The organism is Streptomyces sp. NPDC057002 (assembly GCF_042673825.1).
Classification (GTDB): domain Bacteria; phylum Actinomycetota; class Actinomycetes; order Streptomycetales; family Streptomycetaceae; genus Streptomyces.
This window is the reverse complement of sequence record NZ_JBHURZ010000003.1, coordinates 359296-384512: the sequence shown is the minus strand read 5'-3', so window position 1 is coordinate 384512 and position 25217 is coordinate 359296. Positions and strand designations below refer to the sequence as shown.

Genomic DNA, 25217 nt, shown 5'->3' with positions numbered 1-25217 from the left:
CTGTCTCATTCCACGGTTCCGGCTCGCTCAGGGCTTCGTATGTTCGTACGGAGGCCGCGCACCGCCTGTTCAACCAAGGGCTGCTGAAGGGGCTACTGCTCGGCGAGCGCCCGCAGTCGGCTCAGCGCCCGGTGCTGCGCCACCCGGACGGCACCGGGTGACATTCCCAACATCTGGCCCGTCTCCTCGGCCGTGAGCCCCACCGCGATGCGCAGCAGCAACAGCTCCCGCTGGTTCTCGGGCAGGTTGGCCAGGAGCTTCTTGGCCCATTCCGCGTCACTGCTCAGCAGTGCGCGCTCTTCCGGTCCCAGGGAGTCGTCGGGGCGCTCGGGCATCTCGTCGGAGGGGATGGCCGTCGAGCCTGGGTGGCGCATCGCCGCGCGCTGCAGGTCGGCGACCTTGTGAGCGGCGATGGCGAAGACGAACGCCTCGAAGGGGCGCCCGGTGTCCCGGTAGCGGGGCAGCGCGAGGAGCACCGCCACGCACACTTCCTGGGCGAGGTCCTCGACGAAGTGCCGGGCGTCGCCCGGGAGACGGGACAGACGGGTGCGGCAGTAGCGCAGCGCCAAGGGGTGGACATGGGCGAGCAGATCGTGCGTTGCCTGCTCGTCCCCGTCGACGGCGCGGTGGACGAGCGCGCCGATCGCCCCATGGGCATTGACCGCCTCGTCGTCGCGCATCGGTCCATGGTGCCTTGCGGCCACTGGGTCCGCGGCACCGCGCCCGTTGTTGTGCACCGAAGCGTTATGAGCAGGTGCGCCGGCACTCATCCCCTGCGCCCTCCCCTTCCGCTCGACCGACTCGTCCCCGAGGAACTCCACACCCTCAAGGATGCGGCATCCGCGGCGAAACAAGCAGCGGGCACCCGGCGGACCCCCGGTCCGACCCCGCCCACCTGGCTCTTCGTGCCCCCATTGCGACCACCGCCACACGCGCGGCGGCCCTCAGGACCTGCCGTTCGGATCGTCCCGGGGCCGGGCGGCCCCGCAGGCACCCCGCCGGACCCTCGCACGCGTGCGCCCGGCTCGCGCGGGGGCATCCGCATGCCCCCGCTCTCCGACCCGCGCCGGAGGCCGCGCCTCGAAGCCGGCCCGATCCGAACGACAGGCCCTAGCGCACCAGACCCCACCGGAAGCCGAGCGCCACGGCGTGGGCCCGGTCCGAGGCGCCGAGCTTCTTGAACAGGCGCCGGGCGTGCGTCTTGACGGTGTCCTCGGAGAGGAACAGCTCGCGGCCGATCTCCGCGTTCGAGCGGCCGTGGCTCATGCCTTCGAGGACCTGGATCTCACGCGCCGTGAGCGTGGGCGCCGCGCCCATCTCGGCCGAGCGCAGCCGACGCGGGGCGAGCCGCCAGGTCGGGTCGGCCAGGGCCTGCGTCACCGTCGCGCGCAGCTCGGCGCGGGAGGCGTCCTTGTGCAGATAGCCGCGGGCGCCGGCGGCGACGGCGAGCGCCACACCGTCCAGGTCCTCGGCGACGGTGAGCATGATGATGCGCGCACCGGGGTCGGCGGACAGCAGCCGCCGGACCGTCTCGACGCCGCCCAGACCGGGCATGCGTACGTCCATCAGAATCAGGTCCGAGCGGTCGGCCCCCCAGCGGCGGAGGACTTCCTCGCCGTTGGCCGCCGTCGTCACGCGCTCTACGCCGGGCACGGTCGCGACCGCGCGACGGAGCGCCTCTCGGGCAAGCGGGGAGTCGTCGCAGACGAGGACGGAAGTCATGACCGCCCTCCGCAGCTGATGCGCGTCACCTTGAGCCTCCAGGCTGGTACGGAATCGTCACCTGTGCGGTCGACCGCCTCGGACGCCTGTCCGAGCGCTTGTTCCTTCAACCGCCTCGCACTCTCAACGACGGTCACTCGAAAGAGTTACGGGGTCGGCTGTCCTCTTCGGCACTCTACGTGAGGGGGCGGACACGGTGCAGACATGCGCAGCAGACCCACGAACTTTCATCACAACCTATGCCCCATTCAGACCCATTTCTTCCGCTTTGCCAGTGTCTGGAGCTAGATTCGCAATGAGTCATATTTTCATCTCCTTAGATCGTAGTTGTACGGTCGTAGACACCGGATCCGCCCAGAACGGCTACAAGGGGTCACGTAATGGCAGATTTCTCCCGCCTTCCCGGACCGAACGCGGACCTGTGGGACTGGCAGCTGCTGGCTGCCTGTCGCGGGGTGGACAGCTCGCTCTTCTTCCATCCGGAGGGCGAGCGCGGTGCGGCTCGGAGTGCTCGCGAGAACTCGGCCAAAGAGGTCTGCATGAGGTGCCCGGTACGCGCCGAGTGCGCTGCTCACGCGCTGGCGGTGCGCGAGCCGTACGGCGTGTGGGGCGGGCTGACCGAGGACGAGCGCGAAGAGCTCATGGGGCGGGCGCGCAACCGGCTGGTGTCGGCGTCGGCACCGGGCGGACACACCGCCTCGCATCACTGAAATAACGTTTCTGCGAAAGGCACGCGCACGCGTGCCGGTCGGTTCCTGCTAGCGGACGGCCGCCCGCGCCAGCTGGTCGAGCGTCGCCGACACCGCCGGGACCTGTGCGAGGTCGGGCAGGGTGAGCGCGACGATCTCCCGGCGCACCGCCGGTTCCAGCGTCACGGTGCGTACACCCCGGGGCCGCACCGACTCGACAGCCAGCTGCGGCAGGACCGCCACGCCCAGCCCGGCGCCGACCAGGCCGACCACCGCCGGATAGTCGTCGGTGGCGAAATCGATGCGAGGCGTGAAGCCGGCCGCCGCGCACACCTCGACCAACTGGCCGCGACAGCGCGGGCAGCCCGCGATCCACGACTCCCGCGCGAGTTCCCCGATGGCGACGGACCCCGCACCCGCGAGCCGGTGCCGCTCCGGCACGAGGGCGACGAGCCGGTCCGACAGCAGCGGCCGTACGACGAGGTCGTCCCACTCCTCCGCACCCGCCGCGCCCTCGTAGCGGAAGGCGAGCGCCACGTCGCAGTCGCCCTCGCGCAGCAGGCCCACCGATGCGGGCGGTTCGGCCTCCTCCAGGGAGACGCGGGTACCCGGGTGCGCCGCGCGCAGTGCGGCGAGGGCCGTCGGTACGAGCGTGGAGCTGCCGCTGGGGAAGGAGACGAGCCGGACCCGTCCCGCGCGCAGCCCGGCGATGGCGGCGACCTCCTCCTCCGCGGCCGTGAGCCCGGCGAGGATCCCGGCGGCGTGCCGCACCAGCGCCTCACCGGCCTGGGTCAGGCGCATCTCCCGCCCGGTGCGGATGAGCAGGGGCGTGCCGACGGAGGTCTCCAGGGCCTTCATCTGCTGGCTGACGGCGGGCTGCGTGCAGCCCAGTTCCCGCCCAGCGGCGGAGAAGGAACCGGTGGCGGCGACGGCGCGCAGTACACGGAGATGACGAGCTTCGATCACCCTTTGAGAATAAGCGACTCTTTGATGCCGATGCGAATAATGCGTCGACGCTTTGAGCTCCGGTCCCTTACCGTGCGGGTATGAAGCTTCTGTCTGTGAATCTGGGCCGCGCCAAGGCTGTGCCGTACACGGACAACCCGGAGGGCGTGACCGGGATCGACAAGCGTCCGGTGGACGGGGCCGTGCGGGTGTCGGCGCCCGGGCCCAAGGGCATCGGCGGGAGCGGGCTGGCCGGGGACGCGGTGTGCAAGCTGGAGCACCACGGCGGCGACGACCAGGCGGTGTACGCGATGGCGCGCGAGGACCTGGACGAGTGGGAGCGCGAGCTGGGCCGGACGCTGGCCGACGGGGCGTTCGGCGAGAACCTCACGACCCAGGGGCTCGACGTGTCCGGCGCACTGATCGGCGAGCGGTGGCGCATCGGGCCCGAGGCGGTGCTGGAGATCACCTCCGGGCGGATCCCGTGCCGCACGTTCCAGGGCCATCTGGAGGAGAAGGGCTGGGTGAAGCGGTTCACTCAGCGGGGCGCGCCCGGGGCGTATCTGCGGGTGATCGAGCCCGGGGCGATCCGCGCGGGCGACGCCGTCGAGATCCTGCACCGTCCCGACCATGACGTCACGGTGGCCCTGCAGTTCCGGGCGGTGACCACCGAGCGGACGCTGCTGCCGCGGCTGCTGGCGGCGGGCGAGGCCCTGCACCCGGAGGTGCTGCGCCAGGCGCGGGAGTACAAGGAGAAGTACGGGGCCTGACGGCGCCTCACCGCGACTGTCTCCACGGACCCTTCACCGGCGAAGGTCCTGTTCGGAAGCGGATGCACCCAGTCCGGGTCACTAACCTTCTGCCATGACAACGGCTCTGATTACGGGATCGACGGCAGGCATCGGGGCGGCGTTCGCGCGGCGACTGGCGGCAGACGGGCACAACCTGGTGCTGGTGGCCCGCGACACCAAGCGGCTCAGGGAACAGGCGACCGAGCTGCACGACGGGCACGGCATCGAGGCGGAGGTGCTGACGGCCGACCTCGCGGAGGACAAGGGCATCGAGGCGGTGGCCGGCCGGCTGGGCGACCGCAAGAACCCCGTCGACCTCCTGGTCAACAACGCCGGCTTCGGCAACAAGGGCCGCTATCTCGATGTCTCCATGGCCGATGAGCTGCGGATGCTCAAGGTGCACTGTGAGGCGGTGCTGCGGCTCACGTCGGCGGCGGCCGAGGGCATGCGGGAGCGCGGCCGGGGCGGTGTCGTCAATGTCGCGTCGGTCGCCGCGTTCGTCCCGCGGGGCACCTATGGCGCGTCCAAGGCCTGGGTCGTGCAGTTCACGCAGGGCGCGGCGCGCGACCTGGCCGGCAGCGGCGTACGGCTGATGGCGCTCTGCCCCGGTTTCGTGCGCACGGAGTTCCACGACCGGGCCGGCATGGGCACGGACAACATCCCGAGCTGGATGTGGCTCGACGCGGACAAGCTGGTGGCGGCGGCGCTGCACGATCTGGCCCGGGGCAAGACGCTGTCGATCCCGGACCCGCGCTACAAGGCGCTGATGGGGGCGGCGAAGCTGGTGCCCAGAGGGATGCTCGGGGCGGTCTCGTCCAAGACGGGGCGGAAGTACGGGCCGCAGTAGCGGGTTCGGCCGCCGAGGCTCCGGGAGGCATCCGGGCGGCCCGCTTGGGAGAATGGAGCTGTAGCCGGACCCAGCGAGCCCGGAGGCGAGGCCATGACCTTCGTACAGCTCATCGAATGCAGGACCAGTCGGCTCGACGAGATGAACCGGCTGATGGACAGGTGGGTCGAGCAGACCAAAGGGAAGCGGACCGCGTCGCACAGTGTGGTGGCGAAGGACCGGGCCGACGCGTCGCACGTGGTCGAGATCGTGGAGTTCCCGTCGTACGAGGAGGCGATGCGGAACTCCGGGCTTCCGGAGACCGACCGGATCTTCCAGGACATGGTGGCGCTCTGCGACGAGGCACCGACGTTCACCGATCTGGACGTGGTGCGGGACGAGCAGTTGTACGCGGCCACCGCGCGCAGGTTCTTCGAACAGGCGCCCGGGCAGGGTGCGGCGCCCCCGTTCAACGACGTGTTCATCGAGGACTACCACGACCACGATCCCGCCAATGTGCAGGACGTCATCGGGCTGGACGCGGTGCGGCGCGAGCTGGAGGTGTGGCGGGGCGGGTTCGACTTCTCGTTCACGATCGACGACCAGGTCGCCCAGGGCGACCGGGTCTGCACCCGGTGGACCTGGAAGGGACACCACAAGGGCGACTTCCTCGGGATTCCGCCGACCGGCAAGGACGTCACCATGACGGGGACGACCTTCCACCGGTGCACGCCCGACGGGAAGATCGCCGAGGGCTGGTGGGAGTACGACCGGCTCGGGCTGATGCAGCAGCTCGGGGCGCTCGACCCGCTGGAGCTGTGACCCGCGGGACCCAAGGGAGAAGCCCCCGTTCCGCGCGAGGCGGGACGGGGGCTTCTCTACGAGGTCGGTGCCTCAGTGGGAGTGGCCGTGGCCGTGGCCCCCGGCGGCCGGCTCCTCCTCTTCCTTCTTCTCGACGACCAGGGTCTCGGTCGTGAGGAGGAGGGAGGCGATGGAGGCGGCGTTCTCCAGGGCGGAGCGGGTGACCTTGACCGGGTCGATGACGCCGGCCTTGACCAGGTCGCCGTACTCGCCGGTGGCGGCGTTGAAGCCCTGGCCCTTGTCCAGCTCGGCGACCTTGGAGGTGATGACGTAGCCCTCCAGGCCGGCGTTCTCGGCGATCCAGCGCAGCGGCTCGACGGCGGCGCGGCGGACGACCGCGACACCCGTGGCCTCGTCGCCGGTCTTGCCGAGGTTGCCCTCGAGGACCTTCACGGCGTGGACCAGAGCGGAGCCACCACCGGAGACGATGCCCTCCTCGACCGCGGCGCGGGTCGCGGAGATGGCGTCCTCCAGACGGTGCTTGCGCTCCTTGAGCTCGACCTCGGTGGCGGCACCCACGCGGATGACGCACACGCCGCCGGCCAGCTTCGCGAGGCGCTCCTGGAGCTTCTCGCGGTCCCAGTCGGAGTCGGTGGACTCGATCTCGGCCTTGATCTGGGCGACGCGGCCCTGCACGTCGTCCTTGTTGCCGGCGCCGTCGACGACCGTGGTGTCGTCCTTGGTGACGGTGATGCGGCGGGCGGAGCCGAGGACGTCCAGGCCGACCTGGTCGAGCTTGAGGCCGACCTCCTCGGAGACGACCGTGGCGCCGGTGAGGACCGCGAGGTCCTGCAGCATCGCCTTGCGGCGGTCGCCGAAGCCGGGGGCCTTCACCGCGACGGCGTTGAAGGTGCCGCGGATCTTGTTCACGACGAGGGTGGACAGCGCCTCGCCGTCGACGTCCTCGGCGATGATCAGCAGCGGCTTGGAGGCGTTGGCCTGGATGACCTTCTCCAGCAGCGGCAGCAGGTCCGCGATGGCGGAGATCTTGCCCTGCGTGATGAGGATGTACGGGTCGTCCAGGACCGCTTCCATGCGCTCCTGGTCCGTCACGAAGTACGGCGACAGGTAGCCCTTGTCGAAGGCCATGCCCTCGGTGAAGTCCAGCTCCAGACCGAAGGTGTTGGACTCCTCGACGGTGATGACACCGTCCTTGCCGACCTTGTCCATCGCCTCGGCGATGAGCTCGCCGACCTGCTGGTCCTGGGCGGACAGACCGGCGACGGCGGCGATGTCGGACTTCTCGTCGATCGGGCGGGCGGTCGCGAGGAGCTCCTCGGACACGGCCTTGACCGCGGCGTCGATGCCCTTCTTCAGGGCGGCCGGGGAGGCACCGGCGGCGACGTTCTTCAGGCCCTCGCGCACGAGCGCCTGGGCGAGCACGGTCGCGGTGGTCGTACCGTCACCCGCGATGTCGTTGGTCTTGGTCGCCACCTCCTTGACCAGCTGGGCACCGAGGTTCTCGTACGGGTCCTCGACCTCTACCTCACGGGCGATGGTCACACCGTCGTTGGTGATGGTGGGGGCACCGAACTTCTTGTCGATGACGACGTTGCGGCCCTTGGGGCCGATCGTCACCTTGACCGTGTCGGCAAGCTTGTTGACGCCGCGCTCGAGGGCGCGACGGGCGTCCTCGTCGAACTTCAGGATCTTCGCCATGGGAGCGGTTCAGCCCTCTCGGAAAATGTGGGTGAAACGAACCGCGCCCCCGACGCCCGGCTTCATAAGGTCGCGGGGGCCAGGGGCGCAGTTCACTGCAATGCTGGTAATGCGGGGTGAATTACTTCTCGACGATCGCGAGCACGTCGCGAGCCGAGAGGACGAGGTACTCCTCGCCGTTGTACTTCACCTCGGTGCCGCCGTACTTGCTGTAGAGCACGACATCGCCGACGGAGACGTCGAGCGGAAGACGGTTACCGTCCTCGAAGCGGCCCGGGCCCACGGCCAGGACGACGCCCTCCTGGGGCTTCTCCTTGGCGGTGTCCGGGATGACCAGGCCAGAGGCGGTGGTCTGCTCGGCGTCGAGCGGCTGGACCACAATGCGGTCCTCGAGCGGCTTGATGGCAACCTTGGAGCTGGTGGTCGTCACGATCCGACCTCCCCCTTCGGAGATCTCACGGGGTTAACTGTCTGAGGTGGCGACCAGGTGGATCCGTCGTCGCGGGTGCCGGACCTGCCCGTCGCTGTGTTGGCACTCTCCAGGGGTGAGTGCCAGAGCCGAGACTATGACCGTGATTAGCACTCGGTCAAGCGGACTGCTAATTGCCCGCGGCGCGTCGGCCGGGGACTTCGTGTCAGAGGTAGTCCTCCAGCCGTCCCACCCGCAGGCCTCTCCCCTCGATCTCCCTCAGCAGCCGCACGGTTCGTTCCGTCGTCGTCAGGGGATTCGTCCCGGCCGACGGCACGGAGACGATGTCGCCGGGGCGAGGGCGTGGCTCGCCGTGGGTGTACGTCAGTTCGCCGTCGGCGGACAGGGAGGCCCGCCAGAGGACGATCGCCGTGATGCCGCAGTCGGCGGCGGCGCGCAGGGTCGTCGTGTCATAGGTGCCGTAGGGCGGGCGGAAGAGGTGGGGGCGGATGCCGAAGCGGGTGCGGAGTTTGTGCTGCTGGCCGCAGATCTCGGCGCGCTGCCCGGCGTAGGGCAGGCCGCGCAGGGCCGGGTGGTCGAGGGTGTGGTTCTGCACGGTCGCGCCGACCGCGCGCAGCCGGGCCAGGTGGCCGTAGCCGGGGCCCGCGACGCTGTCCGTGAGGAACAGGCTGACCGGGAGCCGCCGTTCGCGGACGAGGCCGGCGAAGCCGGGGTCGCGTTCGGCGCCGTCGTCGTAGGTCAGGAAGACGACCGGGTCGGGGGTGCGGACCCGGTCCACGACGGGCGGCAGGCGTGCCGGACGCGCGAGGGGGCCGGCCGCGTGGGCCGGGTCCTGGCCCCGGCCGTCCGCTCCCGCCCGCTCCCCCGCCGTCCCGGCGCAGCCGGCCAGCAGGAGCATGCCCGCACACAGCGCGGCGGCGGCCGGCAGCCGCCTCACAGGTAGTCCTCCAGCCGCGCCACCGCGTATCCCTCTGCCGTGACCTTGTTCAGGAAGCGGCGGATCATGTCGGGCATCGTTCCCTTCCACTGCTCGCGGCCGCGGAAGTGGGTGAGGACGATGTCGCCCGGGCGCAGCCTCCGGTCCGCCTCGCGGTACTCCCAGTGGTCGGCGAAGACCTCCGCGTTCCAGAGGGGGACGTACTCGATGCCGCAGACCTCGGCGGCGCGCAGGGTCGCCCTGTCGTAGCTGCCGAAGGGCGGGCGGAAGAGGGTGGGGCGGGTTCCGTGGCGCCTCTCGATGAAGCGCTGCATGCCGCAGATCTCGCGCCTCTGCGCGCGGTACGACAGGCCCGGCATGTAGCGGTGCCAGAGGGTGTGGTTGTTCAGGACCACGCCCCTGGCCTGCATCTGCCGGAAGTAGCGGTCGTCGTCCTTCACCAGGTAGCCGCTGAGGAAGGCGGTGTACGGGACGTCCAGGTCGCTCATCATCCGCAGGAACTCCGGGTCCTTCTCGGCGCCGTCGTCGATGGTGAGGAAGACGACCTTGTCCCGGGTGGGGATGGTGGTGAAGACGGGCGGGAGGCCCAGCTCCCGGTGGCCGTCCACCTCGAAGCCCTTGCGGGTCCTGATCCTGGGCTTCTTCTCGGGGGCCGGCGGGGCGGCCGGCGGGACCCTTCTCAGCCCCCAGCGGTGTGCCGCGGCGATGCGGGCGGCGTGCGCGGCGCGCAGCTTGGTGGCGTAGGTGTCGAGTGCGCGGGCCGGGGGCGCGTCGAGGGGCTGCTGGCCGCCGGCCGGGGCGACCTGGCCGCCGTCCGCCTGCGCGCAGCCCGAGGCGATGGCAGCGAGGGCGAGCACGACAAGGCCGATGCGGACGCCGCCCATTGCCCGCCTTTTGTCATTTTGTACGACTGCTCGCATGATGCCGGATCCTCGCAGCCGGCCGGTGCGTACCCTCCCCGACACCGCGGCCGACGGCCCACCGTCCTCCGACTGGCCCACATCCGCCCCGGCCCGCCGCCCCCGCCGCCCCGTGGCCGACAATGATCCGGTGAACGACCTCGCCCCTCTCCTCACCCCCGAAGGCCGCGCCCTCCTCGACGAGGTCCGCGACACCGACCCGGCGCGGGAGCTGGCCGTGGCGACGCGGCTGCGCCGGGAGCACCCCGCCGAGCTGGTGTCGGCGGCGCTGGGCCAGGCGCGGCTGCGGCAGCGGGCGGCGGTGAAGTTCGGGGCCGAGGACGCGGGGCGGATGTTCTTCACGCCGAACGGGGTGGAGCAGTCGACCCGGGCGAGTGTGGCGGCGTATCGCGCCCGGCGGATGAAGGACCTGGGGATCACCTCCGTCGCCGACCTGTGCTCCGGCATCGGCGGGGACGCGATCGCGCTGGCCCGCGCCGGGATCCGGGTGCTGGCCGTGGACCGGGACCCGATGACGGCCGCGGCGGCTCGGGCGAACGCCGATGAACTGGGTCTCGCCCCCCTGATCGAGGTGCGGGAGGCCGATGTCACGGAGGTGGACACGGCCGGGTACGACGCCGTCTTCGTCGACCCGGCCCGGCGCGGCGGCCGGGGCCGGATCTTCGACCCCGAGGCCTACTCACCGCCCCTGTCCTGGGCGGTGTCGGCCGCCCGCCGGGCCCCTCGCGCCGCCGCGCTGAAGATCGCCCCCGGCATCCCGCACGAGGCGGTGCCCGAGGACGCCGAGGCCGAGTGGATCTCCGACGGCGGGGACGTGAAGGAGGCGGTGCTGTGGTTCGGCACCGAGCCGGGGGCGGTCCGGGCCACCCTGCTGCCGGGCCCCCGCACCCTGCTCGCGCGCGGCCTGCCCGACCCGGAGGTCCGCCCGCCCGGCCGCTACCTGTACGAGCCCGACGGCGCCGTGATCCGGGCCCACCTGGTCTCCGAGGTGGCCGACCAGGTGGACGGCGGCCTGCTCGACGCGACCATCGCGTACGTCACGGCCGACACCCTGCGCCCGACGCCGTACGCCACCGCCTACGAGATCACCGACCATCTCCCCTTCAACGTCAAGAAGCTGAAGGCCCTGCTGAGGGAACGCCAGGTCGGCACCCTCACCGTCAAGAAGCGGGGCTCGGCGGTCGAGCCCGAGGAACTCCGCAAGAAGGTCAAGCCCCAGGGCCCGCACGCGGCCACGGTGTTCCTGACCCGGGTGGCGGGGGCACCGGCGATGCTCATCGGGCACCCGGTCTGACGCTCAGGTCTCCTCCGCGGCCCGCCGCAGCAACAGCTCCCGCTCGCGCGCGTTCCGGGTCAGGGCCGCCGCCCGTTCGAACTCGGCCCGGGCCTCCGCCGTGCGGCCCAGGCGGGAGAGCAGGTCGGCCCGGACGCTGGGGAGCAGGTGGTAGTCGCGCAGGGCGGGGTCGCCGGTCAGGGCGTCGACGATGGGCAGGGCCTCGGACGGGCCCTCGGCCATGGAGACGGCCACCGCGCGGTTCAGTTCCACGACCGGGGAGGGGGAGCGGGCGGCCAGGAGGCCGTACAGGACGGCGATGCGGGCCCAGTCGGTCTCCTCGTAGGTGTGGGCGTGCGCGTGGCAGGCGGCGATGGCGCCTTGCAGGAGGTACGGGCCCGGGGCGCCCGAGGAGGCGGCCTCGGCCCTGCCCAGCGCGGCGACGCCGCGGGCGATGAGCATGCGGTTCCACCGGGCCCGGTTCTGTTCCTTGAGGAGGACCGGTTCGCCGGAGGGGCCGGTCCGGGCCGCCGTGCGGGACGCCTGGAACTCCAGGAGCGCGGTCAGGCCGTGGACCTCGGGTTCCTTCGGCATGAGGGACGAGAGCACCCGGGCCAGGCGCAGGGCGTCCTCGCACAGGGACGGGCGGAGCCAGTCGTCGCCGGCCGTGGCGGCGTAGCCCTCGTTGAAGATGAGGTAGATGACGTCGAGGACGGAGCCGAGGCGGGCCTCGCGGTCGGGGCCGTAGGGCACCTCGAAGGCGATGTTCCGCGTGGCCAGGGTGCGTTTGGCGCGGACGATGCGTTGCGCGACGGTCGGTTCCGGGACCAGGACGGCGCGGGCGATCTCGGCCGTGGTGAGGCCGCCGAGGAGGCGCAGGGTGAGGGCGGTGCGGGCCTCCGTGGACAGCACCGGGTGGCAGGCGGTGAAGACCAGGCGCAGCAGGTCGTCGTCGATGTCGTCGGGGTCATGGAGGACCGCGGGCTCCTCCGGTGGAGACACGGCCGACAGGTCGCGGCCGATCTCGGCCAGCTTGCGGGCGTAGTTCTCCCGGCGGCGGACCAGGTCGACGGCGCGGTTGCGGGCGGTGGCCATGAGCCACGCGCCCGGGTTGTCGGGCACGCCGTCCCGCGGCCACTGCTCCAGCGCGGCGACCAGGGCGTCCTGCGCGAGTTCCTCGGCGATGCCGACGTCCCGGACGATCCGGGTGACGCCGGCGATGATGCGGGGCGACTCGATGCGGAAGACCGTTTCGATGGCCGTGCCGGTGCCGCTCGGGTCCGGGGTGGGCTGCGCTGTCACAGCCCACCATCAGACACCCTCGGCGGCACCCGGCCAAGCAGCGCCGGTCAGTCCTCGGTGATCTGCCGGACCTCGGCGGTGATCGTCCAGTAGTCCTCGTGCGTGGACAGGAACCGCTTGGTCCACTCGATCGCCTCGGCCTTGTCCTTGCACTGGCTGATCGAGTAGCCGCCGATGACCTCCTTGGACTCGGTGAACGGCCCGTCGGTGACGGAGAGCTGCCCGCCCTCCCAGGTCACCCGACTGCCGTCCGAGGTCGGGGTGAGCCCGGCCGTGTCGAGCATGACCCCGGCCTTGGTGATCTCCTCCAGGAGCGCGCCCATCCGCTCCATGAGCTCGGGGCTCGGGCCCTCGGCGGGGGCGTTCTTCTCGTCGATGCGGATCAGGGTGAGAAAGCGCGGCATGGTGACTCCTCGGGGTCTCCGGAGCGGGATCTCTTCCCGCTCTCACCCCTGCGTCGATCGGGAGGCCCCGGGATCGACGGTCGCCGTATTTCCTCGAGATTTTTCCCGGGTTCTTCCCCGGCCCGCGTTCCCGCAGGTCACCGCAGCGACTCCCACAGCTTCTCCGCCTCGGGCTCCTCGGCGACCACCCGGTTGGGGTCCGACGGCGCCCGCACCACCGGCATCGTCACCGTCCGCACCTCGCTCGCCGACAGGCCCCGCAGGCTCTGTCCGAGCCGGGTCAGATCGGTCAGGGAGTCCAGGCCGGTGTCGGTGGTGAGGCCGGCGGTCACCGCGTCCGCGACCCGGTACAGCTTCGCCGGGTCGGTGAGCAGGTTCTGTGCGGCGATCTGTTCCAGCAGCGCCTTCACCAGCGTGTGCTGGAGGCCGATACGGCCGAGGTCGCTGCCGTCGCCGATGCCGTGCCGGGTGCGGGCGAGCGCGAGGGCCCGGGCGCCGTCCAGATGGTGGGTGCCCGCCTTCAGGCGCAGATGGCTGTGGTCGTCGGCGATGTCCTCCTCGGTGGTGACGGTGACACCGCCGAGCGCGTCCACCAGCTTCTCGAAGCCGGAGAAGTCGACCTCGATGTAGTGGTCCATGCGGACTCCGGTGAGCGACTCGACCGTCTTCACGGCACAGACCGGACCGCCCACCGCGTACGCGCTGTTGAACATGGAGTGGTAGGCCACCGCCGTCGGACCGCCGGAGGAGCGGGGGCAGGACGGGCGGGTGACCAGGGTGTCGCGCGGGATGCTCACCACCGTCGCGCTGGTCCGCCCGGCGTCGAGGTGGACGACCATCGCCGTGTCGGAGCGGGCGCCCGTGCTGTCGCCGCCCCCGATCCTCTGGTTCTGCTCGCCGCTGCGCGAGTCGGAGCCCAGGACCAGGATGTTGAGCGCGCCGCTGGGCAGGGCGGACGCCGAGGGCGACGGCGCGCTCACCGGCCTCGGCGGGCGGTTGTCGCCCAGCGCGTTGTCGATGTCGACGCTCTTGATGTTGCTGTCGAGATGCCAGTAGGCCCAGCCCGCCGCCGCGGCGGCCAGCATCAGCAGGGCCGTCAGGGTCAGGCCGGCGGTCCGCAGCGCGATCGACCGCCGGCCCGTGCCTCTGCTCTCGTCCCCGTTCGCCTCATGTCCCGTCACGGCAGGAACATAAGTCCGAATTATTACGGGCAGGGACCTCGACGCGCCTTTTCTTCGGAAATTCTCAGACTTCGCGGGCCGGACGGCCCCCTTCTCACCCCGGTGCCACCACCGGCACCGGATTGCTCCCGCTCCACGAGCCGTTGGACCCGAACGTCCCCGAACCGCCCTCCGGCACCGACCCGTTGTACGAGGCGTTCACACAACTGACCGTCACACAGGCGTTCATCACCGCCTTGTGCCAGCGCCGCATCCGAAAGTTTCGTCGGTGTAACCGATTGGCTTCGGAGGAGCGTGGAGACGCCCGCCCCACCCGTCAATACGTCAACTTCCGGCCAGGGGCGCCGTCGTGCTGCTGCGCACCACCAGGCTCGTCGCCAGCTCGACCCGGGTCGCCGCCGGGCTGCCCTCCTCGCGGCCGAGGTCCAGGACCAGCTTGGCCGCCGCCTCGGCCATCTCCGTCAGCGGCTGCCGTACGGTCGTCAGCGGCGGCCCGACCAGGGGCGCCACCGGCAGGTCGTCGAACCCGACCACGCTGAGGTCCTCGGGGATGCGCAGCCCCAGTTCGCGCGCGGCCTCGTACAGCCCGAGCGCCTGCAGGTCGTTCCCGGCGAAGACGGCGGTCGGCCGGTCCGGACGGCGCAGCAGCTCCAGGCCCCGCCGGTAGCCGGCCTCGTGATGGAAGTCGCCGTCCGCGATCAGCCCGGGGTCCACCGGCAGCCCGGCCGTCTCCAGGGCGGCCCGGTAGCCGTCGACCCGGGCCCGGCTGCACATCATCTGCGAGGGCCCGGTGATCGCGCCGATCCTGCGGTGCCCCAGCTCGACCAGGTGCCGGGTGGCCGCGAGACCGCCCTGCCAGTTGGTCGCGCCGATCGACGGCACGTCGGCACCCGGGTCGCCGGCCGGGTCCATCACCACGAACGGGATGGAGCGGCTGGTCAGCAGCGCCCGCTGCGACGCGTCGAGCCCGGACAGCACCAGGACGACGCCGTGCGGGCGGCGCGCGGCGACCTGGTCGGCCCAGGTCCGCCCGGGGGTGAGCCGCCCGGCGCTCTCCGACAGCACCACGCTCAGCCCGGCGTCCCGGGCCACGTTCTCCACACCCCGGATGACCTCCATCGCCCAGGCGCTCTCCAGCTCGTGGAAGACCAGGTCGATCAGGGGCGAGCGGGTCGCCTCGGCCCGGCGGCGCCGGTAGCCGTGGGCGCGCAGCAGGTCCTCGACGCGGGCCCGGGTGGCCGGGGCGACATCGGCCCGGCCGTTCAGGACCTTCGAAACAGTCGGCGCCGACACACCGGCCTCGCGGGCGATCTCGGCGAGCGTCGCGGTCTGCGCGGTGCGCCCCTGCGTCCGGGTTTGCGTCCGGCTTTCAACGGGCTCCGGGGAAGTCATGGCGGCGATCGTAACCCTGCGGGCCCCCTTGACGAAGTCCTCGCGGCGCCATAGGTTCCCGGAACATTCGGAATGCGTAGCGAAACATTCGTGAATTCGTTCGTGAGAACGCTCGTCAGCACCGTTCGTGAGAGGGCCGTCCGTCCACCCGACAGGAGCTTCATGACCACCGCGCCCTGGCGTGACCCCGCGCTGCCCGCCGCCGCCCGCGTCGACGACCTGCTCTCCCGGATGACCCTGGAGGAGAAGACCGCCCAGCTGTACGGCGTGTGGGTGGGCGCCTCGACGGACGGCGACGGAGTCGCTCCGCATCAGCACGACATGACCGTCGACTACTCCGACGAGGCGTGGGACGAGCTGATCACGCGGGGCCTGGGCCAGCTCACGCGCTCCTTCGGCACCGCCCCCGTGTATCCGGCGCTCGGCGTGCGCGCCCTGGCCCGCGCCCAGCGCCGTATCACCGAGGCCGGCCGCTTCGGCATCCCGGCGATCGCGCACGAGGAGTGCCTGGCCGGCTTCACCGCCTGGCAGGCCACGGCCTACCCGGTCCCGCTGGCCTGGGGCGCGACCTGGGATCCCCCGGTGGTCGAGGAGATGGCCCGCCGGATCGGCGAGGACCTGCGCTCGGCCGGCGTCCACCAGGGCCTCGCGCCCGTGCTGGACGTCGTACGCGATCCGCGCTGGGGCCGGGTGGAGGAGACCATCGGCGAGGACCCGTACCTGGTCGGCACGGTCGGCTCGGCCTATGTGCGGGGCCTGGAGTCGGCCGGGGTCGTCGCCACGCTCAAGCACTTCGCCGGGTACGCCTCCTCGGCGGGCGCCCGCAATCTGGCACCGGTACGGGCCGGTGTCCGCGAGTTCGCGGACGTCACGCTCCCGCCCTTCGAGATGGCGCTGCGCGAGGGCGGCGCGCGCTCGGTGATGGCCGCGTACACCGAGCGGGACGGCGTCCCGGCCTCGGCGGACCCCGACCTGCTGACCCGGCTCCTGCGCGAGGAGTGGGGCTTCACCGGGACGGTCGTCGCCGACTACTTCGGCATCGGATTCCTGCAGACCCTGCACCGCGTCGCCGGCACCCCGGCCGAGGCGGCCCACGCGGCCCTCGAGGCCGGCATCGACGTCGAACTGCCCACCCTCAAGTGCTACGGCGACCCGCTGCCGGCCGCCGTCCGGTCGGGCCGGGTGCCCGAGGAACTCGTGGACCGCGCGGCCCGCCGCGTCCTGCTCCAGAAGTGCGAACTGGGCCTGCTGGACGAGGACTGGACCCCCGAGCCGGCCACCGAGGTGAACCTGGACTCCACGGGCAACCGGATCCTGGCCCGCCGCCTGGCCGAGGAGTCGGTGGTCCTGCTCGACAACCCCGACGGACTGCTCCCGCTGGCCCCCGACACCCGGATCGCCGTGGTCGGTCCCCGGGCCGCCGACGCCCTGGCCATGCTGGGCTGCTACTCCTTCCCGTCCCACGTCCTCACCCACCACCCCGAGGTGCCGACCGGCATCGAGATCCCGACCGTCCTCGACGCCCTGCGCACCGAACTCCCCGACGCCAAGGTGACGTTCGCGCAAGGGTGCGAGGTGACCGGCCCGGACACCTCGGGCTTCGAGGAGGCCGTCGCCCGCACCGCCGAGGCGGACGTGTGCGTGGCGGTCCTCGGCGACCGGGCGGGCCTGTTCGGCCGGGGCACCTCGGGCGAGGGCTGCGACGCGGCGGACCTCGGCCTGCCGGGCGCCCAGGGCGAGTTGCTGGACGCGCTGATCGCCACCGGGGTGCCCGTGGTCCTGGTGCTGCTGACCGGCCGGCCGTACGCCCTCGGCCGCTGGCACGGACGTCTGGGAGCCGTCGTCCAGGCCTTCTTCCCGGGGGAGGAGGGCGGCCCGGCGGTCGCGGGCGTGCTGTCGGGCCGCGTGAACCCGTCGGGCCGGCTCCCCGTCAGCGTCCCGCAGGCACCCGGCGGCCAGCCCTGGACGTATCTCCAGCCGCCCCTCGGCCTCGCGGGCGAGGTCAGCAACCTCGACCCGACCCCGCTGTACGCCTTCGGCCACGGCCGCTCGTACACGACGTTCGCCTGGGAGGACGGGACGGGCGGGGAGGAGCCGGCCGAGATCGGCACGGACGGCTCGTACGACGTGTCGGTGACCGTCCGCAACACGGGCGAGCGCGAGGGCGCGGAGGTGGTGCAGCTGTATCTGCACGACCCGGTGGCGTCCGTGACCCGCCCCGACATGCGGCTGATCGGCTACCAGCGGGTGACGGCGGCTCCGGGCGAGGCGGCCCGGGTGACGTTCCGCTTCCACGCGGACCTGTCGTCCTTCACCGACCGGGCGGGCCGCCGGGTGGTCGAGCCGGGCGCCCTGGAACTGCGGCTGGCGGCATCGAGCGCGGACGTACGGCACACCGCGCGCATCGCCCTCACGGGCCCGGTCCGGGTACTCGGCACCGACCGGCGGCTGCGCTGCGACACGGAGATCGGCGGCGTGGAGTGACCGGCCCGGTCAGTCCACGCCCAGCGACTCGAACCGCCACCGGTGCACCGCCCGGGTCACCAACTCCCCGTCCGGCTCCGGAAGTTCGGGCAGATCCGCGTCGTACGGGGCGTCCCACCAGGTGAGAACGAGGACCCGGTCCTGGGGAGCGCGCAGGGTCTCCCGGCGCAGCGGCTCGCGGGACAGCTGCTGGGCGCGCGCCCAGGCCAGCAGGTCCTCGCCGCGCCCGGCCACGGCCCGCGCCTCCCACATCAGGGCGACCGTCACGGGTAGAGGTTCTCCTTGCTGACCTCGTGCACATGGTCGTGGCCGTGGTGGCGGTCGTGGTGGCGGTCGTGCCGGCTGCCCTCGTGGTTGCCCGGCACATGAGGCTCCGTCACCGGCAGCGAGGAGTCGGCCGGCAGGTCCCAGCTCGACGCGGCCCGGTTCCGGGCCACCATCTCGGCGCCGAGCGCGGCGACCATCGCCCCGTTGTCCGTGCACAGCTTGGGCCGCGGCACCCGCAGCCGGATCCCGGCCGCCTCGCAGCGCTCCTGGGCCAGGGCGCGCAGCCGGGAGTTGGCGGCCACACCGCCGCCGATCATCAGATGGTCGACGCCCTCGTCCTTGCAGGCCCGGACGGCCTTGCGGGTCAGCACGTCCACGACCGCCTCCTGGAAGGAGGCCGACACGTCCCGTACCGGGACCTCCTCCCCCACCGCCCGTTTGGCCTCGATCCAGCGGGCCACGGCCGTCTTCAGCCCCGAGAAGGAGAAGTCGTAGGCCGGGTCGCGCGGGCCGGTCAGGCCGCGCGGGAACGCGATGGCGTTCGGGTCGCCCTCCCGCGCGTACCGGTCGATGACCGGGCCGCCCGGGAAGCCCAGGTTCAGCACGCGCGCGATCTTGTCGAAGGCCTCGCCGGCCGCGTCGTCGATGGTCGCGCCCATCGGGCGGACGTCGGAGGTGATGTCCGAGGACAGCAGCAGCGAGGAGTGGCCGCCGGAGACCAGCAGCGCCATGGTCGGCTCGGGCAGCGGGCCGTGCTCCAGCTGGTCCACGCAGATGTGCGAGGCGAGGTGGTTGACGCCGTACAGGGGCTTGCCGAGCGCGTACGCGTACGCCTTCGCCGCCGAGACGCCGACCAGCAGGGCACCGGCGAGACCGGGGCCGGCCGTGACGGCGATGCCGTCGAGGTCGCGGGCGCTGACCCCCGCCTCCTTCAGCGCGCGGTCGATGGTGGGGACCATCGCCTCCAGATGGGCGCGGCTCGCGACCTCAGGGACCACTCCGCCGAAGCGGGCGTGCTCGTCGACGCTGGAGGCGATGGCGTCGGCCAGCAGGGTGGTGCCGCGGACGATGCCGACGCCGGTCTCGTCGCAGGAGGTCTCGATGCCCAGGACGAGCGGTTCGTCAGCCATTGATCTCGGTCCCTTGTACGGAAGTTGAAGGGTCGGTGAGTCGCATCACCAGGGCGTCCACGTTCCCGGGCTGGTAGTAGCCGCGCCGGAACCCGATGGCCTCGAAGCCGAAGCGCTCGTAGAGCTTCTGCGCGCGGACGTTGTCGACGCGGCACTCCAGCATCACCTCGGCGCACTCGAAGGCCGTCGCCGCGCGCAGCAGCTCGGCCAGCAGCAGCCCGCCCAGGCCGGTGCCCCACAGGTCCCGGGCGACGGCGATGGTCTGGACATCGCCCTGCTCACCGGCGGCGACGAGTCCGGCATACCCGGTGATCCGCCCGCCGGCCTCGGCGACCACGTACCGCCGGGTCGCCTCCGGCCCGCGCGAGTGGGCCAGTTCGGACCAGAACATGCCACGCGACCAGGCGTCCTCGGGAAACAGGTCCCGTTCCAGTTCCAGCACGGGGTCGATGTCCCACCAGCGCATCTCGCGCATCGCACACATCACGGGTTCGGTCACTTGGGGGTGACCACCTTGTAGTTCTTGGGGACCTGGGCATCCGGGCGGCGCAGATACAGCGGCCGGGGCGCGGGGAACTCCTCGCCCGCCGCCAGCTTCTCGGCTGCCAGCCGGGCGAGTGCTGCGGCGGACACGTGCTCCGGCTCGTGCGCCTTGGGGAAGGTGTCCGGGTAGAGCAGCGCGCCGGCGCCGACCGCGGGCAGGCCCTTGACCTGCTCGGCGATGTCGGCGGGCCGGTCGACGGCCGGGTCGGTGAGGCGGGTGCGGGAGTCGGCGTAGCGCGCCCAGTACACCTCCTTGCGGCGGGCGTCGGTGGCCACGACGAACGGGCCCCCGAGGTCGGCGGCGAAAGCGAGGCCGTCCAGCGTGCACAGACCGTGCACGGGGACGCCGAGCGCCAGCCCGAAGGTCTCGGCGGTCATCAGCCCGACCCGCAGCCCGGTGTACGGGCCCGGACCGATGCCGGCGACGATCCCGGTGACGGCGTCCAGCTTCAGACCGGCCTCGGCGAGCACCCGGTCGATCGCCGGCAGCAACAGTTCCCCGTGCCGCCGCGCGTCCACCTGGCTCGACGAGGCGATGACGTCGCGGCCGTCGTGCAGCGCGACGGTGACGGCGGGTGTGGCGGTATCCAGAGCGAGCAAGAGCACGCAAACAGCCTACGGCTCCGCGGGGCCGGTGTCGGACGCCTTGCCACCCGCCCGTCGAGCGGGCCCCGCGGCGGCACGGAGGGGGTGCCCCCAGCTGCGGCGGAGCCCGATGCTCGGGGAGATGCGCGTGCCTGGCATCGCGGGGCACGCAAGGCGTTCGACACGGGCTCCCGGCCCGGTGGAGCCGCACCTGCCGGGCCGTCACCTGCTGCTACCGTCACCTACCGTCACGGCAGGGACGTACGACGCGGAGGTGGCCGCCGGTGGCAGTCAGCAGCTCGGGAATCGTGGCCGGGCTCACCGCCGCGGCGCTCGCGACGGTCGGCTACCTGGCCTACCAGGCGTCGGCGACCGCCCCGGCCGGTCTCGGCAGGCCCCAGGCGGGCGCCTCACCGAAGGCCGGCGCCTCGAAAGCACCCAGGACGAAGAAGGACCCCTCCGCACTGCCCGCCGGCTCCGGCCAGGGCGCCCGGGTCGTGTACTCCCTGGGCGGCGACCGGGTCTGGCTGGTCGGCACGGACGAGGTGGTCACACGCACGTTCGGGGTCGACCCGAGCGCGGTGGATCCGGCCCCGGGCAGCTATGCGGTGACATCCCGCTCGAACGCGATCACCGGCTCCGACGGCATCCCCGTCGAGCACGTCGTGCGCTTCACCAGCGTGGACGGCGTGGTCATCGGCTTCAGCGCGGCCGTGCCCGGCTCGACCGCCACCCCCGACCCCAAGGTCCGCACGGGCGGCATCCGCGAGTCGCGCGTGAACGGCGACGCGATGTGGACGTTCGCGACGATCGGCCGCAAGGTCGTCGTGGTCCGCTAGTGCTGTGACCGCACAGGACAGCGCCATGTGACCTTCCTCGCGACAGCGTGGTCTCGGCGCGCTCGCCGTCACCCCCTTCGGCCATGACGACGGGAGCGGCGCATGGCTCATCGACGGAGGTCATGGCGCTGTGGCCGGCAGTGATCGGCAGGAACACTTCACCCGCACGGAATCAATATCTGTATCCGTGAAGTAAGAAATAGCTGCGGTCCCCTGCGAGTATTCCTCGACCGCAGACCGGATCGGAATTTTCGACCGCACAGCGCCCATCGCACCGTGCTAATGTCGATCTCAGTTGCAGGTGTGGTTGCCAGAAGGTTCATTTTTCCGACGGTTAATCAGCACGGCGACGCGGAATCCGCACAGGGCGAATTCCGAACATCGTCTCCGAAGGAGAAATGACATGGCTACAGGCACCGTGAAGTGGTTCAACGCGGAAAAGGGCTTCGGCTTCATCGAGCAGGACGGCGGCGGCGCCGACGTCTTCGCCCACTACTCGAACATCGCCACCCAGGGCTTCCGCGAGCTCCAGGAAGGCCAGAAGGTGTCGTTCGACATCGCGCAGGGCCAGAAGGGCCCGACGGCCGAGAACATCGTTCCCGCCTGACCCCGGCGGCAACGCATACTTCGCAGCTGGGGCCCGCACCTTGGGGTGCGGGCCCCAGCTCGCTGCATTTCAGGGCGTGTACCGTCGATCCGACTCGCCGCCCATCATCTCCGGCTCGTTCTCGCGATTCTCTGCGCCGTGCATTTTGCTGCGGAAATTCCTTGCTACGCGCCTAAGTGCCCACATCGAGGAAGGTTCCGCTTGAACCGCGCACGCACTGACCGCACGACCCGCGCCTACGACCGCTCCCGGGGTGCTGCCGCCCAGCGCTCGGGAGCGCCGCGGCGTTCCAACGGCTTCAAGCGTCCGGCCGCACGCCAGGGCGAGTTCGCCCTGCCGAAGACGATCACGCCCGCGCTGCCCGCCGTCGAGTCGTTCGCCGACCTCGCCCTGCCGGCGCCGTTGCTGGCCGCGCTCGGCCACGAAGGCGTGACCGTACCGTTCCCCATCCAGGGGGCGACCCTGCCGAACTCCCTGGCCGGACGCGACGTGCTCGGCCGCGGCCGTACCGGTTCGGGCAAGACCCTCGCCTTCGGCCTCGCGGTGCTGGCCCGCACAGCGGGCCGCCGCGCGGCGCCACGGCAGCCGCTCGCCCTGGTCCTCGTCCCCACCCGCGAACTGGCCCAGCAGGTGACCGACGCGCTCACCCCGTACGCCCGTTCCGTGCGGCTGCGACTGGCGACCGTGGTCGGCGGGATGTCCGTCGGCCGGCAGGCCGGTGCGCTGCGGGCCGGGGCGGAGATCGTCGTCGCGACGCCGGGGCGGCTCAAGGACCTCATCGATCGTGGCGACTGCCGACTGGACGACATCGGCATCACCGTCCTCGACGAGGCCGACCAGATGGCCGACATGGGCTTCATGCCCCAGGTCACCGCCCTGCTCGACCAGGTGCGTCCCGAAGGGCAGCGGATGCTCTTCTCGGCCACCCTGGACCGCAACGTCGATCTGCTGGTCCGCCGCTACCTGACGGACCCGGTGGTCCACTCCGTCGACCCTTCGGCGGGGGCTGTCACCACGATGGACCACCACGTGCTCCACGTACACGAAGCGGACAAGTTCAGGACGACCACCGAGATCGCGGCGCGAGACGGCCGGGTGATCATGTTCCTGGACACCAAGCACGCCGTGGACCGGCTGACCCAGCACCTGCTCGACAGCGGCGTCCGCGCCGCGGCGCTGCACGGTGGCAAGTCCCAGCCCCAGCGCACCCGGACCCTCGCCCAGTTCAAGACCGGACATGTGACGGTGCTGGTGGCGACCAACGTCGCGGCCCGCGGTATCCACGTCGATCACCTCGACCTGGTCGTCAACGTGGATCCGCCGGGCGACCACAAGGACTACCTGCACCGCGGCGGCCGGACCGCCCGCGCCGGCGAGTCCGGCAGCGTCGTCACCCTCGTGACCCCCGGCCAGCGCCGCGGCATGAGCCGGCTGATGGCTTCGGCCGCCATCACCCCCCGGATCACCGCGGTACGTTCGGGTGAAGCGGAACTGAGCCGCATCACAGGCGCCCAGGCCCCTTCCGGTGTCCCCGTCGTCATCAGCCCGCCGGCCGTGCCCCGCCCCCGCCGCGCCGCTTCTCTTGCGGCTCCCTCGTCCCGAGGCCGCCACGACGGTCCCGCCCAGGGGCGCACCACCGGGCGAGCGGGGCGGCGCAGGCCACAGCGGCCCGCCTTCGACCCGACGGCCTAGAGCGCGTCGATCAAGAGCTCACCCATCTCCGAGGAGGCAGCTTTGACACCGGTTCAGACACGGCGACACGAGGCGGATCGCTCTCCCATGGCCCTGGCCGACGACATGGCCGACGACATGGCCGCGTCCGGCCCCCGGGTCCGGGACGACATGACGGTGGAGGTCGCGCTGTCCGTCATGGCCAGTGCCCGGGTCGAGTACCTCCTCCTGTGCGACGGGGACGACCAGTGCACGGGCTCGGTCACCCGGGCCGAACTCGCCGTTCACCGCGACAGTGCCACGTTCACGGACCGGATCCGTCTACGGGACGTCCTCGACGGCTCCTTCGTCTCGCCCGTCCCTCGGCCCGTCGCCGTCGGGGTGCACGGCCGGGCCCCGGGCGTCCTCACCCTCTCCCACTGATCCGCCTTCGGCCCGGTCAGCCCGTTCTCCTTCTCCCAGGGGGCATCATGCGCTGTGTCATCGCCCGATACCCGTTCGACCTGACCAAGAGCGGAGTGCTGACCTCGATGAAGGGCGTCACACCCGAGCTCGTCACGGCTGAGTCCGTGACCATCGGCCGCCGCCGCTACCCCGTCAAGCAGGTCGGCGAGGTCATCACCCGGCAGGACCGCCGCGACTTCACCAGCGGCGAAGTCATCCGGGCCTTGACCCGTCTCGGCTTCACCTGCCACGCCCACGTCACAACTGCGGCCGCGCGGGTCCCTAGCTCCACTCCGCTCCAGACGGCGTCGGCACTGCTCGGCGCCCCGGCCCTGGACGAATGAGGAAGGGCGGGAAACCGCCACCAAGATCCCGATGAGGGCCCTGCCGACGCGCGTCGGCAGGGCCCTCATCGCCGTCTCGCCGTCCGTTCCGCCCGTCGCAGGGCCCGAGGATGCCACCCTCAAGGCCGACCACAGGCTATCTGCGCCCCTAGGGAGCTGAAATCTATACTTGCCAGAGTAGACATTGAGCTCTGGCGCGGTTAGCATCTTTCTCGTAGACGAGGTCAAGCGAAACCCGGCAGACATGAACTGGCGGGTGCAGTACCTGAGCAGTTCCGCAGGACCAGTTCGCCCAGTGGTTGGTTCAGAGGAAGGACGGAGGAGCAGACGCCATCAGGATCGCCCGGCCCGAGAAGCACTCGGCCCGGGTACCGCAAGACCCCGGATTGGAAGGTGGTCCCCGGTCACGCACCGCGATCCCCGCACCCCCCTTCTGCAGGGCCGGTAGCGGAAAACAGAAGGTCGGCACAGCATGAGGGCCGACAGATGGTGTTGAATTTCCTTCGGGGCCCTGGTGCCGTACGGCACCAGGGCCCCTCGACGCGTTGCACATCGAGGTGACATGACAGCAGATACCCCGCTCAGTGATCGTCTGGACGACGACGACTACCCCGCGTACACGATGGGGCGGGCCGCCGAGATGCTCGGCACCACCCCGGCTTTCCTCCGCGCCATCGGTGAGGCCCGGCTGATCACTCCGTTGCGCTCGGAGGGCGGACACCGCCGGTACTCCCGCTATCAACTGCGGATCGCGGCGCGCGCCCGCGAGCTCGTCGACCGAGGCACCCCGATCGACGCCGCTTGCCGCATCGTCATCCTCGAGGACCAGCTCGAGGAAGCTCAGCGCATCAACGCCGAGTACCGCCGCCGCGCCGGGAACGAAGTTCCCGACAGCACCGCTCCCGATTCCAGCTGAGCGCCCGCCCGGGACAGCATGTCGTGCGCCGCGTGTCAGCGTCCCGCGCGCCCTT

The 25217-nt window shown here is 71.6% G+C and carries 28 protein-coding genes; 12 read left to right on the top strand and 16 right to left on the bottom strand.

Annotation, left to right across the window (positions count from 1 at the left end; genetic code table 11):
* Positions 1-92: 92 nt before the first annotated feature.
* Both ACFT32_RS16280 and ACFT32_RS16275 read right to left on the bottom strand, forming a co-directional pair.
* A complete protein-coding gene (locus ACFT32_RS16280; protein ID WP_189722729.1) occupies positions 93-680 on the bottom strand; it encodes a sigma-70 family RNA polymerase sigma factor in 588 nt (195 codons plus the stop codon).
* Between the two features lie 430 nt (positions 681-1110).
* Positions 1111-1722, bottom strand: coding sequence for a response regulator transcription factor (locus ACFT32_RS16275; RefSeq protein WP_003948568.1), 612 nt, complete (start codon positions 1720-1722; stop codon positions 1111-1113).
* A 380-nt stretch (positions 1723-2102) separates the two neighbouring features.
* Here ACFT32_RS16275 and ACFT32_RS16270 point away from each other — a divergent pair, with 380 nt between their 5' ends.
* On the top strand, positions 2103-2432 hold the full coding sequence (locus ACFT32_RS16270) for a WhiB family transcriptional regulator (protein ID WP_184591351.1): 330 nt from the start codon (positions 2103-2105) through the stop codon (positions 2430-2432).
* 48 nt (positions 2433-2480) lie between these two features.
* Here ACFT32_RS16270 and ACFT32_RS16265 read toward each other — a convergent pair whose 3' ends face one another.
* Positions 2481-3377, bottom strand: coding sequence for a LysR family transcriptional regulator (locus ACFT32_RS16265; protein ID WP_382489445.1), 897 nt, complete (start codon positions 3375-3377; stop codon positions 2481-2483).
* A gap of 80 nt (positions 3378-3457) precedes the next feature.
* Here ACFT32_RS16265 and ACFT32_RS16260 point away from each other — a divergent pair, with 80 nt between their 5' ends.
* The 3 genes from ACFT32_RS16260 (at position 3458) to ACFT32_RS16250 (ending at position 5795) form a co-directional block, all read left to right on the top strand.
* Positions 3458-4126 (top strand): MOSC domain-containing protein, encoded by a 669-nt coding sequence (locus tag ACFT32_RS16260; protein WP_382489443.1) that lies wholly within the window; start codon positions 3458-3460, stop codon positions 4124-4126.
* Positions 4127-4220: 94 nt separating this feature from the next.
* Positions 4221-4994 (top strand): SDR family NAD(P)-dependent oxidoreductase, encoded by a 774-nt coding sequence (locus ACFT32_RS16255; protein WP_382489441.1) that lies wholly within the window; start codon positions 4221-4223, stop codon positions 4992-4994.
* A gap of 93 nt (positions 4995-5087) precedes the next feature.
* Positions 5088-5795, top strand: coding sequence for an ester cyclase (locus ACFT32_RS16250; RefSeq protein WP_382489439.1), 708 nt, complete (start codon positions 5088-5090; stop codon positions 5793-5795).
* 72 nt (positions 5796-5867) lie between these two features.
* Here the strand turns inward: ACFT32_RS16250 and groL are convergent, their stop codons facing one another.
* The 4 genes from groL to ACFT32_RS16230 form a co-directional block, all read right to left on the bottom strand.
* On the bottom strand, positions 5868-7493 hold the full coding sequence (gene groL / locus ACFT32_RS16245) for a chaperonin GroEL (protein ID WP_382489437.1): 1626 nt from the start codon (positions 7491-7493) through the stop codon (positions 5868-5870).
* A gap of 121 nt (positions 7494-7614) precedes the next feature.
* The gene (gene groES, locus ACFT32_RS16240; RefSeq protein ID WP_003974211.1) at positions 7615-7923 is read right to left on the bottom strand and encodes a co-chaperone GroES; all 309 of its coding nucleotides are present in this window, start codon (positions 7921-7923) and stop codon (positions 7615-7617) included.
* A gap of 205 nt (positions 7924-8128) precedes the next feature.
* Positions 8129-8821: a polysaccharide deacetylase family protein gene (locus ACFT32_RS16235; protein ID WP_382490704.1), complete on the bottom strand. Its 693-nt coding sequence runs from the start codon at positions 8819-8821 to the stop codon at positions 8129-8131.
* Positions 8822-8856: 35 nt separating this feature from the next.
* Positions 8857-9744, bottom strand: a complete 888-nt coding sequence (locus ACFT32_RS16230) for a polysaccharide deacetylase family protein (protein ID WP_382489435.1) — start codon at positions 9742-9744, stop codon at positions 8857-8859.
* 166 nt (positions 9745-9910) lie between these two features.
* On the opposite strand from ACFT32_RS16230, the gene ACFT32_RS16225 reads away from it, so the two are divergent.
* A complete protein-coding gene (locus tag ACFT32_RS16225) occupies positions 9911-11074 on the top strand; it encodes a methyltransferase domain-containing protein (protein WP_382489433.1) in 1164 nt (387 codons plus the stop codon).
* 3 nt (positions 11075-11077) lie between these two features.
* Here ACFT32_RS16225 and ACFT32_RS16220 read toward each other — a convergent pair whose 3' ends face one another.
* The 5 genes from ACFT32_RS16220 to ACFT32_RS16200 form a co-directional block, all read right to left on the bottom strand.
* Complete coding sequence (locus ACFT32_RS16220; protein WP_382489432.1) at positions 11078-12355, bottom strand: RNA polymerase sigma factor; 1278 nt, start codon at positions 12353-12355, stop codon at positions 11078-11080.
* 47 nt (positions 12356-12402) lie between these two features.
* Positions 12403-12759, bottom strand: a complete 357-nt coding sequence (locus ACFT32_RS16215; RefSeq protein WP_382489430.1) for a YciI family protein — start codon at positions 12757-12759, stop codon at positions 12403-12405.
* Between the two features lie 137 nt (positions 12760-12896).
* Positions 12897-13940, bottom strand: coding sequence for an LCP family protein (locus tag ACFT32_RS16210; RefSeq protein WP_382489428.1), 1044 nt, complete (start codon positions 13938-13940; stop codon positions 12897-12899).
* 94 nt (positions 13941-14034) lie between these two features.
* Positions 14035-14253 carry a cellulose binding domain-containing protein gene (locus ACFT32_RS16205; RefSeq protein WP_382489426.1) on the bottom strand — a complete coding sequence of 73 codons (219 nt, stop codon included), beginning with the start codon at positions 14251-14253 and terminating at the stop codon, positions 14035-14037.
* 11 nt (positions 14254-14264) lie between these two features.
* Complete coding sequence (locus tag ACFT32_RS16200; protein WP_382489424.1) at positions 14265-15332, bottom strand: LacI family DNA-binding transcriptional regulator; 1068 nt, start codon at positions 15330-15332, stop codon at positions 14265-14267.
* Between the two features lie 162 nt (positions 15333-15494).
* Between ACFT32_RS16200 and ACFT32_RS16195 the strand changes: the two genes are divergently transcribed.
* Positions 15495-17816: a glycoside hydrolase family 3 N-terminal domain-containing protein gene (locus tag ACFT32_RS16195; protein ID WP_382489422.1), complete on the top strand. Its 2322-nt coding sequence runs from the start codon at positions 15495-15497 to the stop codon at positions 17814-17816.
* Between the two features lie 9 nt (positions 17817-17825).
* Here ACFT32_RS16195 and ACFT32_RS16190 read toward each other — a convergent pair whose 3' ends face one another.
* Genes ACFT32_RS16190 through tsaB form a run of 4 tightly spaced genes read right to left on the bottom strand, consistent with a single transcriptional unit; the run spans position 17826 to position 20362 of the window.
* A complete protein-coding gene (locus ACFT32_RS16190; protein ID WP_382489420.1) occupies positions 17826-18083 on the bottom strand; it encodes a hypothetical protein in 258 nt (85 codons plus the stop codon).
* Entirely contained in the window at positions 18080-19213 is a 1134-nt protein-coding gene (gene tsaD / locus ACFT32_RS16185) for a tRNA (adenosine(37)-N6)-threonylcarbamoyltransferase complex transferase subunit TsaD (RefSeq protein WP_382489418.1), read from the bottom strand. Before tsaD ends, ACFT32_RS16190 begins: the two co-directional genes overlap by 4 nt.
* Positions 19206-19697, bottom strand: coding sequence for a ribosomal protein S18-alanine N-acetyltransferase (gene rimI, locus ACFT32_RS16180; RefSeq protein ID WP_382490702.1), 492 nt, complete (start codon positions 19695-19697; stop codon positions 19206-19208). The genes tsaD and rimI overlap by 8 nt, the downstream gene beginning before the upstream one ends.
* 11 nt (positions 19698-19708) lie before the next feature.
* Complete coding sequence (gene tsaB / locus ACFT32_RS16175; protein ID WP_382489416.1) at positions 19709-20362, bottom strand: tRNA (adenosine(37)-N6)-threonylcarbamoyltransferase complex dimerization subunit type 1 TsaB; 654 nt, start codon at positions 20360-20362, stop codon at positions 19709-19711.
* A 263-nt stretch (positions 20363-20625) separates the two neighbouring features.
* Between tsaB and ACFT32_RS16170 the strand changes: the two genes are divergently transcribed.
* The 6 genes from ACFT32_RS16170 (at position 20626) to ACFT32_RS16145 (ending at position 25162) form a co-directional block, all read left to right on the top strand.
* On the top strand, positions 20626-21180 hold the full coding sequence (locus ACFT32_RS16170; protein WP_382489414.1) for a hypothetical protein: 555 nt from the start codon (positions 20626-20628) through the stop codon (positions 21178-21180).
* Between the two features lie 403 nt (positions 21181-21583).
* Positions 21584-21787, top strand: a complete 204-nt coding sequence (locus ACFT32_RS16165) for a cold-shock protein (RefSeq protein WP_189725621.1) — start codon at positions 21584-21586, stop codon at positions 21785-21787.
* A gap of 201 nt (positions 21788-21988) precedes the next feature.
* On the top strand, positions 21989-23479 hold the full coding sequence (locus tag ACFT32_RS16160) for a DEAD/DEAH box helicase (RefSeq protein ID WP_382489411.1): 1491 nt from the start codon (positions 21989-21991) through the stop codon (positions 23477-23479).
* Between the two features lie 87 nt (positions 23480-23566).
* A complete protein-coding gene (locus ACFT32_RS16155) occupies positions 23567-23881 on the top strand; it encodes a hypothetical protein (protein WP_382489410.1) in 315 nt (104 codons plus the stop codon).
* Between the two features lie 47 nt (positions 23882-23928).
* Entirely contained in the window at positions 23929-24246 is a 318-nt protein-coding gene (locus ACFT32_RS16150) for an SCO5918 family protein (RefSeq protein WP_382489408.1), read from the top strand.
* 562 nt (positions 24247-24808) lie between these two features.
* Positions 24809-25162: a helix-turn-helix domain-containing protein gene (locus ACFT32_RS16145; protein ID WP_382489406.1), complete on the top strand. Its 354-nt coding sequence runs from the start codon at positions 24809-24811 to the stop codon at positions 25160-25162.
* Positions 25163-25217 lie beyond the last annotated feature (55 nt).

Bases quoted from the DNA above. Each gene is read 5' to 3' on its own strand.
- ACFT32_RS16230 (WP_382489435.1), bottom strand. From the start codon at position 9,744: ATGGGCGGCGTCCGCATCGGCCTTGTCGTGCTCGCCCTCGCTGCCATC.
- ACFT32_RS16235 (WP_382490704.1), bottom strand. From the start codon at position 8,821: ATGCTCCTGCTGGCCGGCTGCGCCGGGACGGCGGGGGAGCGGGCGGGA.
- ACFT32_RS16270 (WP_184591351.1), top strand. From the start codon at position 2,103: ATGGCAGATTTCTCCCGCCTTCCCGGACCGAACGCGGACCTGTGGGAC.
- ACFT32_RS16215 (WP_382489430.1), bottom strand. From the start codon at position 12,759: ATGCCGCGCTTTCTCACCCTGATCCGCATCGACGAGAAGAACGCCCCC.
- ACFT32_RS16150 (WP_382489408.1), top strand. From the start codon at position 23,929: ATGCGCTGTGTCATCGCCCGATACCCGTTCGACCTGACCAAGAGCGGA.
- rimI (WP_382490702.1), bottom strand. From the start codon at position 19,697: ATGTGTGCGATGCGCGAGATGCGCTGGTGGGACATCGACCCCGTGCTG.
- ACFT32_RS16195 (WP_382489422.1), top strand. From the start codon at position 15,495: ATGACCACCGCGCCCTGGCGTGACCCCGCGCTGCCCGCCGCCGCCCGC.
- ACFT32_RS16275 (WP_003948568.1), bottom strand. From the start codon at position 1,722: ATGACTTCCGTCCTCGTCTGCGACGACTCCCCGCTTGCCCGAGAGGCG.
- ACFT32_RS16280 (WP_189722729.1), bottom strand. From the start codon at position 680: ATGCGCGACGACGAGGCGGTCAATGCCCATGGGGCGATCGGCGCGCTC.
- ACFT32_RS16165 (WP_189725621.1), top strand. From the start codon at position 21,584: ATGGCTACAGGCACCGTGAAGTGGTTCAACGCGGAAAAGGGCTTCGGC.
- ACFT32_RS16250 (WP_382489439.1), top strand. From the start codon at position 5,088: ATGACCTTCGTACAGCTCATCGAATGCAGGACCAGTCGGCTCGACGAG.
- ACFT32_RS16260 (WP_382489443.1), top strand. From the start codon at position 3,458: ATGAAGCTTCTGTCTGTGAATCTGGGCCGCGCCAAGGCTGTGCCGTAC.
- ACFT32_RS16155 (WP_382489410.1), top strand. From the start codon at position 23,567: ATGGCCCTGGCCGACGACATGGCCGACGACATGGCCGCGTCCGGCCCC.
- ACFT32_RS16255 (WP_382489441.1), top strand. From the start codon at position 4,221: ATGACAACGGCTCTGATTACGGGATCGACGGCAGGCATCGGGGCGGCG.
- tsaD (WP_382489418.1), bottom strand. From the start codon at position 19,213: ATGGCTGACGAACCGCTCGTCCTGGGCATCGAGACCTCCTGCGACGAG.
- groL (WP_382489437.1), bottom strand. From the start codon at position 7,493: ATGGCGAAGATCCTGAAGTTCGACGAGGACGCCCGTCGCGCCCTCGAG.
- ACFT32_RS16145 (WP_382489406.1), top strand. From the start codon at position 24,809: ATGACAGCAGATACCCCGCTCAGTGATCGTCTGGACGACGACGACTAC.
- ACFT32_RS16200 (WP_382489424.1), bottom strand. From the start codon at position 15,332: ATGACTTCCCCGGAGCCCGTTGAAAGCCGGACGCAAACCCGGACGCAG.